Source organism: Bombella favorum, assembly GCF_014048475.1.
Lineage (GTDB): Bacteria > Pseudomonadota > Alphaproteobacteria > Acetobacterales > Acetobacteraceae > Bombella > Bombella favorum.
Map to the genome: position 1 here is coordinate 362,110 of NZ_NWUS01000001.1, position 15,301 is coordinate 377,410.

At 46.4% G+C, this 15,301-nt stretch carries 10 protein-coding genes and 1 tRNA gene; 2 read left to right on the forward strand and 9 right to left on the reverse strand.

All coding sequences use genetic code 11. The features are described from left to right. Positions 1 to 134 precede the first annotated feature (134 nt). Positions 135 to 887 (forward strand): 2,3-diphosphoglycerate-dependent phosphoglycerate mutase, encoded by a 753-nt coding sequence (gene gpmA, locus CPA57_RS01715; RefSeq protein ID WP_182080953.1) that lies wholly within the window; start codon positions 135 to 137, stop codon positions 885 to 887. Between the two features lie 51 nt (positions 888 to 938). On the opposite strand, the gene CPA57_RS01720 is transcribed toward gpmA, so the two are convergent. The 8 genes from CPA57_RS01720 to gatC all read right to left on the reverse strand — a co-directional run bounded on the left by CPA57_RS01720 (position 939) and on the right by gatC (position 12,174). Further along, a complete protein-coding gene (locus CPA57_RS01720) occupies positions 939 to 2,393 on the reverse strand; it encodes an LTA synthase family protein (RefSeq protein WP_182080955.1) in 1,455 nt (484 codons plus the stop codon). 534 nt (positions 2,394 to 2,927) lie between these two features. After that, a complete protein-coding gene (locus tag CPA57_RS01725) occupies positions 2,928 to 5,018 on the reverse strand; it encodes a glycosyltransferase family 2 protein (RefSeq protein WP_182080957.1) in 2,091 nt (696 codons plus the stop codon). A 253-nt stretch (positions 5,019 to 5,271) separates the two neighbouring features. Beyond that, positions 5,272 to 6,429: a polysaccharide biosynthesis/export family protein gene (locus CPA57_RS01730; RefSeq protein WP_182080959.1), complete on the reverse strand. Its 1,158-nt coding sequence runs from the start codon at positions 6,427 to 6,429 to the stop codon at positions 5,272 to 5,274. A gap of 9 nt (positions 6,430 to 6,438) precedes the next feature. Beyond that, the gene (locus tag CPA57_RS01735) at positions 6,439 to 7,494 is read right to left on the reverse strand and encodes a hypothetical protein (RefSeq protein WP_182080961.1); all 1,056 of its coding nucleotides are present in this window, start codon (positions 7,492 to 7,494) and stop codon (positions 6,439 to 6,441) included. Between the two features lie 1,261 nt (positions 7,495 to 8,755). Further along, a tRNA-Ser gene (locus CPA57_RS01740) sits at positions 8,756 to 8,848 on the reverse strand. A 94-nt stretch (positions 8,849 to 8,942) separates the two neighbouring features. Continuing rightward, entirely contained in the window at positions 8,943 to 10,403 is a 1,461-nt protein-coding gene (gatB, locus tag CPA57_RS01745) for an Asp-tRNA(Asn)/Glu-tRNA(Gln) amidotransferase subunit GatB (protein ID WP_182080963.1), read from the reverse strand. Then, positions 10,400 to 11,887 carry an Asp-tRNA(Asn)/Glu-tRNA(Gln) amidotransferase subunit GatA gene (gene gatA, locus CPA57_RS01750; RefSeq protein ID WP_182080965.1) on the reverse strand — a complete coding sequence of 496 codons (1,488 nt, stop codon included), beginning with the start codon at positions 11,885 to 11,887 and terminating at the stop codon, positions 10,400 to 10,402. The genes gatB and gatA overlap by 4 nt, the downstream gene beginning before the upstream one ends. Further along, entirely contained in the window at positions 11,887 to 12,174 is a 288-nt protein-coding gene (gene gatC / locus CPA57_RS01755) for an Asp-tRNA(Asn)/Glu-tRNA(Gln) amidotransferase subunit GatC (protein WP_077395469.1), read from the reverse strand. Before gatC ends, gatA begins: the two co-directional genes overlap by 1 nt. Positions 12,175 to 12,245: 71 nt before the next feature. Here gatC and ruvX point away from each other — a divergent pair, with 71 nt between their 5' ends. Further along, the gene (gene ruvX, locus CPA57_RS01760; protein ID WP_182080967.1) at positions 12,246 to 12,710 is read left to right on the forward strand and encodes a Holliday junction resolvase RuvX; all 465 of its coding nucleotides are present in this window, start codon (positions 12,246 to 12,248) and stop codon (positions 12,708 to 12,710) included. Between the two features lie 66 nt (positions 12,711 to 12,776). On the opposite strand, the gene CPA57_RS01765 is transcribed toward ruvX, so the two are convergent. Next, the gene (locus tag CPA57_RS01765; RefSeq protein WP_182080969.1) at positions 12,777 to 14,021 is read right to left on the reverse strand and encodes a Gfo/Idh/MocA family protein; all 1,245 of its coding nucleotides are present in this window, start codon (positions 14,019 to 14,021) and stop codon (positions 12,777 to 12,779) included. Positions 14,022 to 15,301: the final 1,280 nt, after the last annotated feature.

The following is a 15,301-nucleotide window of genomic DNA, read 5'->3' on the forward strand; positions in this document are numbered from 1 at the left end:
TGTCTGCCGTCGCCATGCTTCATAACGGCTATGCTCTGATAGATGAAATGAAGTGGCCTCAAGCCCTTGCAGTTGGGGCTCTAGTGGCGCAATCTTCCCACGTTGTTAAAACCTTATACATTAAGGAGTTCATCATGGCCGTAACAAAGCTTGTTCTGGTCCGTCACGGCGAAAGCCAGTGGAACCAGGAAAACCGCTTCACCGGTTGGTACGACGTTGACCTATCAGAAAAGGGGCGTGGCGAAGCCAAGGCTGCCGGGGAATTATTGAAAAAAGAAGGGTATTCCTTCGATTACGCTTATACGTCCGTCCTGAAGCGCGCCATCCATACACTTTGGAACATTTTGGACGGTGTGGATCAGGCCTGGCTGCCGGTCGAGAAAAACTGGCGTCTGAACGAGCGTCATTATGGCGCCCTTCAGGGTCTTAACAAGGCTGAGACGGCCAAGAAGTATGGTGACGAGCAAGTCAAGCAGTGGCGTCGTGGTTTTGCTGTCACACCGCCTGCCCTGGAACGTTCTGATGAACGCTTCCCCGGCCATGACCCTCGCTATGCCCACCTGAGTGCTGAAGAGCTGCCCGTCACTGAAAGCCTGGCTCTGACCATTGAACGTGTGATTCCCTATTGGGAAAAAACCATCCTTCCACGCATCAAAAAAGGCGAGAAGGTTATCATTGCCGCTCACGGGAATTCCCTACGTGCCTTAGTGAAGTACCTGGACAACCTGACGGAAGATGAAATTCTGAACCTGAACATCCCAACGGGCGTTCCGCTGGTTTATGAGTTCGATGAGAACTTCAAGCCGGTAAAACATTATTATCTGGGTGATGCTGAAGAAATTGCTGCCAAGGCAGCAGCTGTTGCCAATCAGGGCAAAGCTAAATAATCCCGTTACCCTGAACAAAGAAGGCGCCTTCCTTGAAGAAGGTGCCTTCTTTTATAAACTCTCCTCCCCATCGACATGCCGCAAAATACTTCGATGAAGTTCGGCTGGCGTCATATCAATAGGATCAGACGACTTATGCACTCCATTAAGCGCATTAGGTCGCAAAATCACATAAGGCGTACTTCGTTCGAGCCCTTCAGAAGCAGGTAAAGCCTCAAAGGTCGGTCGATGATCCCCGAAAAAAACCAGCATAATATCCCGGCCGCTTGCCTTGATTCCTGCAAGAAGCTCGCCAAGCATAGCATCGCCATTCTGCACATGCTGGCACCATGCAGAAGCAGCACTTGATTGGCCCAAGCGTCCCTTTTCCCACGGGCCGTGATTCTCAATCGTCACACAATATGCTAGAAAATGCTCATTCTTCCGAAGATACTCCAATAAATGTGTAGTCAAGGAAGCATCACCTACATATGGACCAACTTTGTCTCGCTCGGAGAAATATTCTCGTCCGATGATGTCGTTAAAACCCCACAAAGGTAGCAGACGTTTCCGCCCATAAAAGCTTAAATCGTAAGGATGCAAGAAACAGGCTTTTGGATAGAAAGCTTTCAGACGATTCGGCAGAGCATGAGAGGGAGATTGCTCTGCAGTTAGAAATGGATCAAAAAAACGGTATGATAAAACAGCTTCATCATCACCGCATAAGACGCCATATTCGCTACGCATTGTATAGGCACCCAACCCGCTAGGTAGGAGATGCCCCCATTGTACCGCTTCTTCTCGGCATTGAGCAAGTGCAGGTGGGCTTGTCCAATTTTTATCCAGATCAGCAGGATCAGCAAATGACTCGCATTGAATAATAATAACCGAGTCTGGCGCTGTTATATTTCGAGGCAAGGCCGTTCTCGCAGGCAAGGGAGGCAATCGGCAACAACGCATTGCATAGAGAAGCAACGTAGGAAGCAAACCATTGTCACGCATGTCGGCCCACAGATCAGGCAGCGGCCCTTCAGGACGACTTCCCCTTTCCAATAGCCACCAAAGAAGCCCCCCAGACATAACTGCCTCCAGGAAACCAAAAGCTCGCAGCATGATGCCCCATGTTGATGCACCTATCAAAAGATAGAGTAGCAACACTCCACCAATCACGACAGAGAGCCGCACAGATAAAGGAACTCCCTGAAGATAGAAGCGTGGATGTTTTACAAAGGCGCCTATCAGAGCAAAATCTGTAAAAACGAGCGGTTCATTCAAAAGGCGCAGTTTCAGATTAGATGCCGTCACCAAAACTGACATCAAAACGGTACTTAAAAGCAAAGAAAACCAAATAGAGCCGGTTAGGCACAGAAAAACACTATCAACAACCATAACTGGCAGACAGCGCAGAAGAATTAATGAGTTTTTCCGCAAAATCCGCTTAGGCTGCACAAGCAGATCAGTCCCCTCGCCTATAGCAAAACTCCCTACAGCCATGACCAAAAATACTATGACGAAATGCAACATCATTTATCCTAAAAATTTATAATGAAAATTTCCTCTAGATCATTCTACACAATAAAGATAAGTATTTATCTTCATAAAGTATAACTTTTAAAAAGTTAAAACAAATATCAAACTCCTTTCATGGCAGAATGCAATGCCAAAATTTATGGAATAAACTTGTGTTTGCCTCTGCTCCTTTCCTTCGAAAAATTTCGAGTAGCACAACATTGTCTCCATACTATGATCCTATATCTGCCATCCCTGCACACATCGACACAGCATATATTTAGCGTTACGCTTTTCAAGCAATCATGTACAATCGGAATGAAATAATAAGAGTTATGAAATATATTTACTCCTGATCACCACCAGTTCAAAAAGAGTTCTCCTGTCTATAATTTCTATTTAGCAACACTTACTATGCTTTTTTCATTTTTTAAAAACAATCTAACCCTTTTTCCAAATGGAAGGCTTCTATGGCTCCATAAAAACTTCAAGACATTTTACAAAATTAACATAAAAAAATATTAGGGAACAGAAATACTGCTCCCTAATATGTCACTTTCTACATGTTTTTAAGAATGTATCTTCCCATAGCTCTCTACACCTAAGTATTAAAAACTTCTCTAAATTAGAATAACTACTTACATCTTTCTTTTTCAACTTATCCTTCCAAAAAGAATATTTTTGAGGGCGTTCTGGTACACTTCCCATATGTCTAAGTGTAAAGGCAACATCAGAAATGGCTTTTTCAAAGGTAAACGAATTTAAGCCAGTACTACGCAATTCCTTCGTATATGCGTATGTCTTCTTTACCACAGGATAAAGGTTTTCAGCGTCATAGGGCGTCTGCAACCACTTCTTCTTTTTAAAAAGTAAAAGCTCTCTACTCGTAAGTCTCGCTATAGCAGGTGCTAAGGCCAATACTAACGGAGCGAAGATAATACCAAATTTGAAAAAAAACATTCCAAATCTACTATGTGGAATATGAAGTATAGCAAGCGTTCTATCGTTAATATACGGAAAAATAGACGTGACACTATATGCTATCAGAAGACATCCCAGTATGGATATAGGGTACAAACTCTTTATACAAACATCCCAAGATAAAAGTGTACCATCTCTATCCTGCGCACCCCAATGAAGCTCTTTTTGTTTCAACCAATCAAACAAAAATTTATTTATTAAACACATAGCGATCAATATAATATTACTTTGTACAAAAGAGAATATAAAATATGAAAACAAGTATTTCACATGCCCACCCATTTTTTTAATCAATTTCTTTTTTACGAAAGTAATATAATAGACTGTAATCTGCATTGAAGCAGGAACTAGCAAGAACATTGCGAACATAAAAAGATACTTTGTATAGCCAATTGCCTGGTATCTTTTAAAATAAAGCATAGCCATTCTAGTTTTGATAGGATGCATAAAAACATAATGCAAACCATAAAATGACAATATAAATGTGCACAGCCCAACCACAGCAGCATAATAAAACAATGCACGCTGAAACATATTAATCTTTCCAAAATTAGAAAGACTTTTAGACATAAAAAATCTAAACCACGTTTGGGCACCAACTAACCAACGCCGTTCCCGTGCAAAAAAAGTAAGAATATTATGCAACTGCTCATCAAACGAAATAATCTGCGGTAAAATCCATGTATCGTATCCTCCCCCTAGCAACAAAGACCCCTCATAATAATCATGAGAAATCATTTTTCCTGCTGCAAATGGGCCCGAGCGTTCAGCAATCGGCAAGTTACAACACTCCATAAATGCCTCTACCCTGACTATGGCATTATGGCCCATATAAAACCCTCGGCCAGGGTTAAAATAGTTATAATAATAGGTATACAAGTAATTATCAAACATAAACCTAAAATTACTTACCATACCAAAAAGTGTAGATGAGGTAATCTCCATAAACCTAGATTGAATAAGGGCAGTATTGTTATTCCCCTCCATAGCTCTTGCTAAAAGAATGCAAGATTCTCCTGGCAAAATACTATCAGCATCGAGCATAACAACATATTTATAGTTACGACCCCACCTTCTATAAAAGTCAGATATATTCCCAACCTTAGAAAAAGTGTTACTTATTCTATGCCTATAAGCTATATTGAAATTAGGAAATTTTTCTCTCAGTGTAAATAAGAGCAACTTCTCCTGTAAAACTATATCAACATCTCTACTATCTGATAGAATAAACCAGTCGAAGTGCGTAGCCTCTTCATGTTCCGAAAGTTCCTCCATCATTGCCATCAAACCACCGCCAACACGAGAAGGATCCTCCTCATAAATTGGCATTAAAATAGCAATACGGGTATCCCTTTTTAAAGGAATAGCACGGTTAATAGGATTCAATATGTCCTTTTCTACTGGACGCAGAGCGGTATACGCTCCAAACACGAACAAAAGAAAAGCTGACCCCCCTAAGGAGGTCAACAAGGACGAAAATAAACAAAGCGGCAAACCAACATATGGGTTAATCCCATTCAATGATATTTGAACGATGCCTACAGTCATTAACAATAAAAACTGAGCAACCGCACAAACAAATAGAAACAACCCTCTTTTTTTTCTTATAGATTTTAATAGGGTATCATATTCAGAATCTGTCAAATTCTTAATATAAGACATATTTCACCAATACTTTTTTTACCGCTTCATTCTCCCCTATAAGTTCTGTAGATAAGCGTTTCTTGATAGGAGGTTGCCAATCTGAAGACTCAAAAAGGGGCAGAACATGCTCTTTAACCTCACTCCAAGAGAGCATGGCTTCCTCACGACCTGACACAGCATGCTCACAACCTCGAGGCAAAATAGCCAAGAGGTATGAAGAGGGAATCCTATAAGAATTGCTCATACAGCACCCAATAATAAAGATAGAAAATTATCTAACTGACGCTGCTGACATACCCTGTCCTGCAATAAACATAAACATTCCAAGAACCTGTTGCATTGTAACAGAACGCGACACGGGCACATATACCATATCCCCATCCTCTACAGGCATAACCTGTGACGCTTCCATCCCCTCTACCAAGTCAAAATTAATTCTATACATTACGGACTGATCCTTCTTCATAACAAAGATAGAACGTCCCTGTGCCGTTTGAGGATTTAGACCATTAACAGAGGCCATAACTTGAGAAAGAGTGGGTATCTCTGCAAAAGGTGATATCCGGGGGGCGCTCCACCCAGCCCCTAGGCACAATACACGAACATTCGGCTTATGTTGCAGCGCAATTCTGTCCCCGGGATGCAATTGAATAGGATGCAACAAAGCCGTCTGTAGAGGAATATTATATTCCCGTTCTTTTCTAGCCAACAAAACATTCATGGCAAGATCGGTCCCATGCAACGGCTCAGAATTCATATAGCCGCCTGCTTGGGCAATAGCCTCAATGAGAGAAATCCCTCCTTCATTCCAATTTATAATTGTTGGTTTGTTCACCGCACCCATCACGACAATATTTTGCCCATGACTCAATGCTAATTCCAGCGACACATCCACGTGTTCAAACTGATGAGTTTCATCCAATTTTGAACGAACAACCTGCTGCGCTTGATGTATTGTCATACCAGACACATTCACCCAGCCTATGTATGGAATATCAATTCTGCCTTGAGCATCAACAGGATACATACCCATTTTAGACAGCGTAGGAGACATCGCCGTTTCCGACGAATTAACCCCTCCGCTTCCCTGTGTCCATATAATCAAATTTACTCTATCACCTGGATATATTCTACTCAGAATCACCTCAGGAGAAGGTTCGTTCACAGAGAGAAGCAATTCTTTCTCAAAATTTTCACTACGAACACGAACTTCATCCGCCAATTTTTTAGCTAATTTCGTATCAACATCAAATAGTGGTGGAGCCTTATGCTTCTTTACTTGTTCAACAATATAGTCATTATGTGGACCAACGGAGGGCATAAAGGCACATGCAGCGCTTGATGCAAGCAAAGAACAGGCCAGAGCCCCCCTTATTACCAGGCGGTTTGGGACAAACAAAGTGCGCACCAAATGGACATTAAAAACCATGACTCAGCCTCACTTGACGATTAAATACAGAATGAAAGACACACACAAGATGATAGCAGTCCACATTAATGCAAGAGGACGCGTAGGATTAGTCGGGTGAACAGGTTCTTCAATAACGTCTAAGTAATATGCATCCCGAATGATACTTTTCTCATTCTCCAGCATATTCTTTTCATCAAGTACAATATTCTTGATATCCTGATCCACTCTTTCTTCAGCCTGATTATAAGCTTTATAAACGGATGACTGACGTGCAACAGTATCTTTTTGCTTCGCAATCTCCCGGTCTAACGAGCTCAATTGCGTTTTTAGCACCTCAATTTGCTGGCCTCGTTCCGCCAAAAATGCTGTAGCTGCAGCCCGCGTACCAATGTCTACGCGCGCTCTCTCAGTCGCTGAAAGAGTAGACAACACGTCTTGATAGGCACTCTTTAGATCGGAGATACCAGCCTTTTTCTGCAAAGCGGATATACGCTCCAAATCGGCATCTAAACTTTCATTATCCGTATGAATCTTTCGCAGCAACATAGCATACTCGGCCTGATCCGCTTTAGTACCACTATGAGCTAGCTTTTCACGTGAGAAATCGAGAAGGTCTTTATTAAGCTGCGTTACGAAATCAGAGGAATAACCATCTACCGTTAAGGTTAACAATCCTGATTCTTCATTAAAAGAAGGCTTCACACGATATTGATAATATCCCCACAATCTCATTTTATTGGAAGAAAACAAAGAAAGCGGACCACCAAATCTAGAAATCAGATCCCCAGATGACCAATGCTGCTGCAATTTCTCAGGATCTAATTTTTGAAAAGCATCCCAACTAGCAATATATTGTGCAAGCACATAAGAGCCAGAAGAAGCCGTTCCTGCTCCTCCCATTCCTTCCATGGCTGCACTACCGCTGCCCGAAGAATCTTGGCCAGCGCCATAAACCCGGACTACAGCTGTACTTTCATATCGCGGCGTTGCCCATATGAACAAATAAAAGCACGAGACCAAAGATGGAATACCGCAAATCCACCAGAACATTTTCTTTTTGTAAAAAATTGTCTCAGTGCCCATGTTTTCCTTCCCGATAGCAAGCAATCTACCGCTAGATATAGATTTTTTCATGAAGAGCAAGATGCTAGATTTATGCAAAATTCTATCATATCGCCTCACACCACCTGGCGGTACCTTATATGTCATCAGAAATGAAATTGTCACTATGAATTTCCAGCTCACAACAAAGAAATTTTTATCACCGTACATAAAATACAAATTACGTAATCATATACCAAAAAAAATACAAATATATTTTATGAACAACATATTTTTTTATTTTATAAAATACATACTTTCTACGCAACTTAAGAAAGTAAGAGACTTTTGATCAACCAGCCATTATTAAGAAATATTCACCTCTCAAAAAGATACAAGCCCCTATCAAACATACCTCTATAGCCGTTCATTACCCTTGCCTTTGGATCGTTAACTGTCGCTTCATGTCACGGTGCAGCGCATCATGACGTTTTTTGGGAAATTATTTTCTAAGGCCTTTACCGTGGCACATCACCTAATAGCACATGCCCCGAGACGGAAGGACAACACCTACAGAAACGCACTAATCGTAACTTATCCTTATGCGACGCAAACATATAATACTTTTCCCAAAAGCTTAACAGCTTCTATCAAAAAGCGACGGAGCTATCCCGCCTAGAGCTGGGTCGCCCCGATACAGGATATTTCAATCCCCGTGTTCCCCATCCCGCATGGGGCAGTACGCCGTTCCTAAAAGGCTTTCTACGTTTCCGGATCCATATCGACCACCCCAGCCGTATTTTCAATTTTTAAGGATCACACACGCTTCAGTCTAAAACTTGCTTTTATCCCCTTCTGTGTCTCAAAGGTCACATCATACGCTGCTAGATAGAACGCTACAGTCCTAATTGCCCCACTCCATAATGGAAAGACTCTATTACTGCTCTGCATCTGGGACAGTATCTGTTGTGCAACCTTAAAAGCCACCGAAGAAACATCAATGGCAAAGGTGTATGGCCTGAAATCCTTCACCATAGATGAGGGGGCACAATCTTTTCTAACGAGCTGCATAGTCAAGAACGCTAAGCTCTTGGCGACAAGAGGTTATCTGTAGAGTTTCTCTAAGGTTTTAGCCGTTTCACGGCGATGTCGGTCAGCACTTGCCCACTATAGCCGTTCATTACTCAAGAAAATACCCACACTCTTGGGTCATTAACTGTTATTCCATGTCACGACATGATGCACAATAACGTTCATTTTTGGCTGTTTTCTACGGTTTCTGTCACTGTATGACTGAAAACCGTGGCGGAGGGGATGGGATTCGAACCCACGATACGGGAGTTACCCGTATAACGGTTTAGCAAACCGCCGCCTTCAGCCTCTCGGCCACCCCTCCGCTGTAAACGGTTTTTACACGGCGTTTGCAGGAGTGTTTGTAGGGGGAAATGAAGCCCACGTAAACCCCCTACAAACACTCTTTTTTATATTTTTCAGGAAACCAGAAGCTTTTTCAGCAGCTCATTCACCATAGCGGGGTTTGCCTTCCCCTTCATGGCCTTCATTGTCTGTCCGACAAAAAAGCCGAAGAGCTTATCCTTCCCACTCTTATACTCAGCCACCTTATCAGCATTGGCTGCCAGAATGTCATTAATAGCGGCTTCGATAGCTCCCGTATCCGTCACCTGACGCAATCCCTTGCGGTCGACAATGACAGAAGCCTTCTCCCCTGTCTCCACCATATCCTCAAGGACTTCCTTAGCGATCTTCCCATTAATGGTAGAATCACTGATGAGGGACAAAAGCTCACGCAGGGATTCAGCTGAGACTGGGCTGTCTTCAATAGTCCGCCCCGTGCGGTTTAGCGCAGCGAAGAAATCACCCAAAATCCAGTTTGTCGCCAGACGAGCGTCAGCACCACGGGCAACCGTCTCATAGAAATCCGCGACAGACTGCTCAGCCGTCAGAACACCCGACTCATAACGAGATACGCCATATTCTTTTTCCAAACGGGCCCGTTTGTCTTCTGGCAGTTCTGGTAAGGCAGCTTTCAGCTCATCCACCCAAGACTGTTCAATAACCAACGGAAGCAAGTCAGGTTCGGGGAAGTAGCGGTAATCATGAGCATCTTCCTTCGTCCGCAAAGAACGTGTCTCGCCCTTCACATGGTCGAAAAGACGGGTCTCCTGATCAATCTCACCACCAGACTCCCAGATATCAACCTGACGCTGCGCTTCGACCTCAATCGCCTGCATGACGAAACGTACGGAGTTAACATTCTTGATCTCACAACGTGTGCGGTATCCCTCCTCCCCTTCACGGCGAACGGAGACATTCACGTCAGCACGCATGGACCCCTCTTCCATGTTACCGTCACATGTCCCCAGATACCGCAGAATCTGACGTAGCTTACGAATGTAAGCCCCAGCCTCTTCCGGTGAACGGATATCCGGCTCACTGACAATCTCCATGAGCGCAACGCCAGCACGGTTCAAGTCAATGAAAGACCGTGTCGGGTCCTGATCGTGAATGGACTTGCCCGCATCCTGCTCCATATGCATACGGGTCACACCGATATGGCGGATCTCACCATCAGAAAGCTCAATCTCGACTGTCCCTTTACCGACAATCGGATGCTCGAACTGGCTGATCTGATAGCCCGTGGGCAGGTCAGCATAAAAATAGTTCTTGCGGTCAAACCGGCTGAACAGATTGATCTGTGCCCGCAAGCCTAGCCCCGTTCGCACGGCTTGTGCCACGCACTCACGATTCAGAACGGGCAGCATCCCTGGAAAGCCCGCATCAACGAGGCTTACATGTGTATTAGGCTCCCCGCCATATTCTGCAGAAGCACCAGAGAAAAGCTTGGACTGACTAACGATCTGGGCATGAACTTCCAGCCCGACAATGACTTCCCATTCGCCAGTTTCACCCGTGATACGATATGCGCTCATGCTGACACCCCTGCATGAATGGTAGGACGATGGGTAAAGGATGCGGCCTTCTCCAACACGGAGCCAGCCGCCAGCAGCGCTTCTTCATCAAAGAAACGGCCAATCAGCTGAAGCCCGAGCGGCACGCCACGACTGTCCAGACCTGCCGGAACAGACAATGCCGGAACACCCGCCATGCTAGCCGGTACCGTAAAGACGTCATTCAGATAGACTTGAACAGGATCAGTTGGCTTTTCATCCCACGCAAAAGCACCGGAAGGTGCTGTCGGTGCTAGAATGATATCAACCGTCTCATAAGCCTTCAGGAAGTCACGCTGAAGCAGCGTGCGGACCTTCTGGGCACGGAGATAATAGGCATCATAATAGCCGGAAGACAGCACATAAGTACCCAGCAGGATGCGGCGCTTCACCTCATCACCGAAGCCAGCGGCACGGGTGGCTTCATAGAGCGCATCCAGAGACGCACCACTAACACGCTCCCCAAACCGGACACCGTCATATCGGGCAAGATTGGAGGACGCCTCGGCTAAGGCGGCAATATAATAAGCAGGCAGACCATACTTCGTATGTGGCAGGGAAATGTCCACCACCTCAGCACCAGCTTCTTTCAGCCAGTTGATCCCCTGCTGCCAGATAGCTTCAATCTCGGCAGGCAGACCATCAATGCGATATTCCTTGGGAATACCGACCTTCAGTCCCTTCACGCCACGACCTAGAGCAGCCTCATAATGCGGAACCGGCTTATTCACACTGGTGGAATCCTTGGGGTCAAACCCGGCCATGGATTCAAGCAGAATGGCGCAGTCCTGAAGGTTGCGAGCCATCGGACCAGCCTGATCCAGAGAGCTAGCAAAGGCAATCGTCCCAAACCGGGAGCAACGACCATAAGTCGGCTTGATACCCGTAATCCCGCAGAATGCCGCTGGCTGACGGATGGATCCACCCGTATCCGTTCCAGTTGCTCCCAGCACAAGCCCGGCGGCCACAGCCGCCGCCGACCCACCGGAAGACCCGCCGGGTACCAATTTTGCATCAGAATCACGACGCTTCCACGGATTTTCCACACCACCAAAGGCTGATGTCAGGTTGGTGGACCCCATGGCAAATTCATCAAGATTCAGCTTACCCAGCGAAATGGCGCCATCACGCTTCAGATTGGCCGTCACCGTGCTTTCATACGGTGGCACAAAATTGCCCAGAATTTTACTGGCGGCAGTCGTGCGAACGCCTTCTGTGGCAAACAAATCCTTGATCCCGATAGGCAGACCACACAGGCTTCCACCTTCACCCTTGGCCAACAGAGCATCTGCTTCCTTGGCAGCAAGACGGGCCTGCTCGGGCGTGCGTGTAATAAAACTGTTCAGGCCATCATCAAGACGTTCAATGGCGTCAATATGGGCATCCACCAACTCAACGGCAGAAATCTTACGTGCCCGAAGGGCCTCACGAGCAGAAGCAAGAGTATAATTAAAAACGCTGCTCATTATTCCACCACCTTCGGCACAGTATAGAAGGGGCCTTCACGATCTGGTGCGTTTGAAAGCACCTTTTCCCGGCAATTACCGTCTGTCACCTGATCATCCCGCAGTCGTGGCTGGGCCAGACCTGTTCCGATCATGGGTGGGACATCCGTCACATCGACCTCATTAAGCTGGTCAACCCAGCCAATGATCCCCTGCATTTCTTTCTGATAGGTATGGACCTGCTCATCCGAGAGGCCAACCCTCGCCAGTCTGGCCATTTTTGCCACTGTTTTCGCATCAAGCGACATGTATAATCCTGCTTTCAGACATCAATCACATCAGCCTCTTACGGCTATGAAAGCGATCATACCCTTTTGCCATGACACTATTCAATCCACATGATCTGCGTAATCAAATCTCAGCAGCACATTCCATTCTAGGACTGGACCCCGGCAGCAAACAGGTCGGCGTAGCTTTATCCGATACAGCACTCATGCTTGCTTCCCCTCTAACCGTGCTGAACCGTGGCAAAATGAAGCAAATGGTCCCGGTATTTCAGGAGCTCTGCCAGAAACATGAGATTGGTGGACTGGTAGTTGGCCTGCCACTTTCACTGGATGGCAGCTTCGGCCCTGCAGCCCGTGCAGCCAGCGACTGGGCCAATGACCTCAGTGATCGGCTAAGCCTACCCGCCTGTTTATGGGACGAAAGGCTTTCTTCTAGTGCTGTGAACCGATTTCTTGTGCAAGAAGCGGACATGACCCGCAAAAGGCGCAACGAAGTTGTCGATAAAATGGCGGCGGCCTACATGCTGCAAGGCTGGTTGGACGCTACAGCCTCCTGAATAATAGAAAAGGAGACCGCGCAGAACACGGCCTCCCCTTCTGTCATTTCATCTAATCCGAAAAGATCAGATGGTCTTGCGCCAGTCGCCCCAGTCCGTAGAGACCGGACGGCTACCGGAATTGGCAGACTGGTACATAGCACGGATCAAACGGACATCCTGCATGCCTTCCTCACCTGTGGCAGCCAGCGGCGTGTTATTCGCAACACTGATGGCGAGATGGTCCAACTGTGCGGAGAACTGGTTCAGGGCCGGAATGGTGAACATCGGCGTAGACCATGTATGCGTGTCCCCGCTCGTGCAGTGGCTGACACTGTTGCACCAGTAGCTTGTTGCCGGGTCCATCCGCAGGGATGCTTCTGTCCCCTGCAGGTTAAAGCGGGACATGGCGTTCACGTTAAAGGAGGCACTACCATGTGCTACCGCACCTGAACGGTACCGCATAATCCAGACAATCGTTTCATCAATCTCACGGAACATCGGATCCGAAGGCGGCATGATTGTAGCCTGCACTTCGATCGGGTCTTCATTGAGCATATAGCGTGACCCATTGACGCCATAGATACCCAGATCCATTAGCGCCCCACCACCAGACAGGGCACGTGTTAGACGCCACTGGTAGGTCGGATCGGTCGGATCGGTATTATCCCCGTTATCCGTGCTGATGATCTGCGGTTTGCCGATGCTGGTACGGGCCAGCTCAATCGCTTTATGCGTGACCGGGTCGAAGTGACAACGATAACCGATCATAAGTTTCTTACCGGCCTTCTTGCCAGCAGCGATCATACGTTGACATTCTTCAACGGTGACAGCCATCGGTTTTTCACATAGCACGTGCTTTCCAGCCCGGAAGGAACGCTCTGTAAAATCAGCATGCAGAGAGTTCGGCAGGATGATGTAAACAGCATCAACCTCCGGGTCCTGCGCAATTTTATCAAAATTATCGTAAGTATAGAGGTGTGATTCCTCAATACCGTAATGCTTGCCCAGACGGCGAGCCTTACTCATATCTCCACTGACCAGCGCCGTTACCTTGGCATATTCGCACTCTGCAAAAGCTGGCAGAATCTGATTAACTGCATATTTACCCAGCCCCACAATGGCATAACCGAACTTGCGGGAACCATCATTCAAAGGACGAAGTAGGTTAGGATATGGGCGCTGCCCCAACCCAGCAGGCGGTGCGGGAAATCCAAGAGACTGGGCCATAGCCTTACTAGCGCCACCAGCCAACACAGAAGCACCAAGTGCTCCAAGAACATGCCGACGACCTGCATTTACCGGTTTATTGGACGGTGAGTGAGAGCTCATCTTCAATACATCCTTTTCACTCAATAGGCAGCCCCGCACGATTACAAAGGCTGATGACGAACGGGTGGCTCTACTGTCCTCCGTGCCGCCGCCTCAACGTTACGACCCTATGAGAGAAAATTGCAATTAACCATGAAAAAGGAATTATTTTCACCGATAAGATACTAAATAAGTAAAATCTATTTTATAAAAAAAATCATTATATTACAGTATGTTATAATTAGATTAACTTTAGTCCAGTTTAAATGCGTCAACTGTATGGTTGGGCTGCGTTTTAATCATGTCACTGCAATATGGCCGTATATCATCCCCATAGAAAAGATACGCCTGCCTTCTCAAAACACCTAACCTACTTCAGGTGTCACATCACATTTTATGGAATGCACAAAGCCTATTTCCATCAAGATCCTGCAAATAGGCTAGATACAACGTCATGCCCATAACGGTACGTTCCCCTAGTGGATTTTCAATGCTTTCCCCCTACCTTGATCAGCTTTATGCCAACTACACACCGCTTCTGTTGAAGGCAAAGCAAGCCCATAAGCTTAAATGAGATTGCGTGATGCTTGGAGCAATGATTTTGATGGAAAGTCATACTTCAGCCATTTTGCTCGCAGAGGATAGGCAGACTGGCATGCAGAGTCAGGAAGCCACTCAAACACCGGGACAGACCGAACAACTAGTATACATGCCGGTATGTAGCCTCACACATTCCCGGCCCCAAACCATTTGCCTAGAGAGACGCACATGACCATCTCACGGATCACATATTCTCTCCAGAAAGCCGTACACCCCGATATCGAGGCGGTTTTTGGCCGGGAGGTTTCTCCATGTTGAGCCATACGCAGATCATTGCCATCTGGAGCACCATCCGGGTCCTGTCTCCCCATGACGGGCCGACAGAAGAACTGCAATCGAGACTTTTGAGAATGGGAGTTTAGCATGAACAGTCGTTTTGTTGATATGCTTCACCGTGCCTTGCCCCTGGTGCCGCTGGCTCTCTGCATGTCTGGTCAGGCCAAGGCCGCACCGTCACCCTCCCTGTGTGCTCCAGACGAACAGGTCGCCTTCAGCTGCCCCATCGCCAGAAGCCACAAGATCGTTTCGCTCTGCCTGGCCCCGGGCAAAACCACCCCTCCCGCTGCACGCTACATTTTCGGAACAGCCTCGCACCCAGAATTGATCTATCCAGCCGAAGGGCGGGCACGTGCCAATTTTCGGACATCTGTTCTCGGATATGCTGGAGGTACAGGCGGCAACACTTATTCCTTTGTAAAAGA

What these genes read in the sequence shown, in the direction of transcription:
- gatB (WP_182080963.1), bottom strand. Translation starts at nt 10,403, where the DNA reads ATGAGCGCATATCGTATCACGGGTGAAACTGGCGAATGGGAAGTCATT.
- CPA57_RS01735 (WP_182080961.1), bottom strand. Translation starts at nt 7,494, where the DNA reads ATGGGCACTGAGACAATTTTTTACAAAAAGAAAATGTTCTGGTGGATT.
- CPA57_RS01765 (WP_182080969.1), bottom strand. Translation starts at nt 14,021, where the DNA reads ATGAGCTCTCACTCACCGTCCAATAAACCGGTAAATGCAGGTCGTCGG.
- CPA57_RS01730 (WP_182080959.1), bottom strand. Translation starts at nt 6,429, where the DNA reads ATGGTTTTTAATGTCCATTTGGTGCGCACTTTGTTTGTCCCAAACCGC.
- CPA57_RS01725 (WP_182080957.1), bottom strand. Translation starts at nt 5,018, where the DNA reads ATGTCTTATATTAAGAATTTGACAGATTCTGAATATGATACCCTATTA.
- gatA (WP_182080965.1), bottom strand. Translation starts at nt 11,887, where the DNA reads ATGAGCAGCGTTTTTAATTATACTCTTGCTTCTGCTCGTGAGGCCCTT.
- gpmA (WP_182080953.1), top strand. Translation starts at nt 135, where the DNA reads ATGGCCGTAACAAAGCTTGTTCTGGTCCGTCACGGCGAAAGCCAGTGG.
- CPA57_RS01720 (WP_182080955.1), bottom strand. Translation starts at nt 2,393, where the DNA reads ATGATGTTGCATTTCGTCATAGTATTTTTGGTCATGGCTGTAGGGAGT.
- ruvX (WP_182080967.1), top strand. Translation starts at nt 12,246, where the DNA reads ATGACACTATTCAATCCACATGATCTGCGTAATCAAATCTCAGCAGCA.
- gatC (WP_077395469.1), bottom strand. Translation starts at nt 12,174, where the DNA reads ATGTCGCTTGATGCGAAAACAGTGGCAAAAATGGCCAGACTGGCGAGG.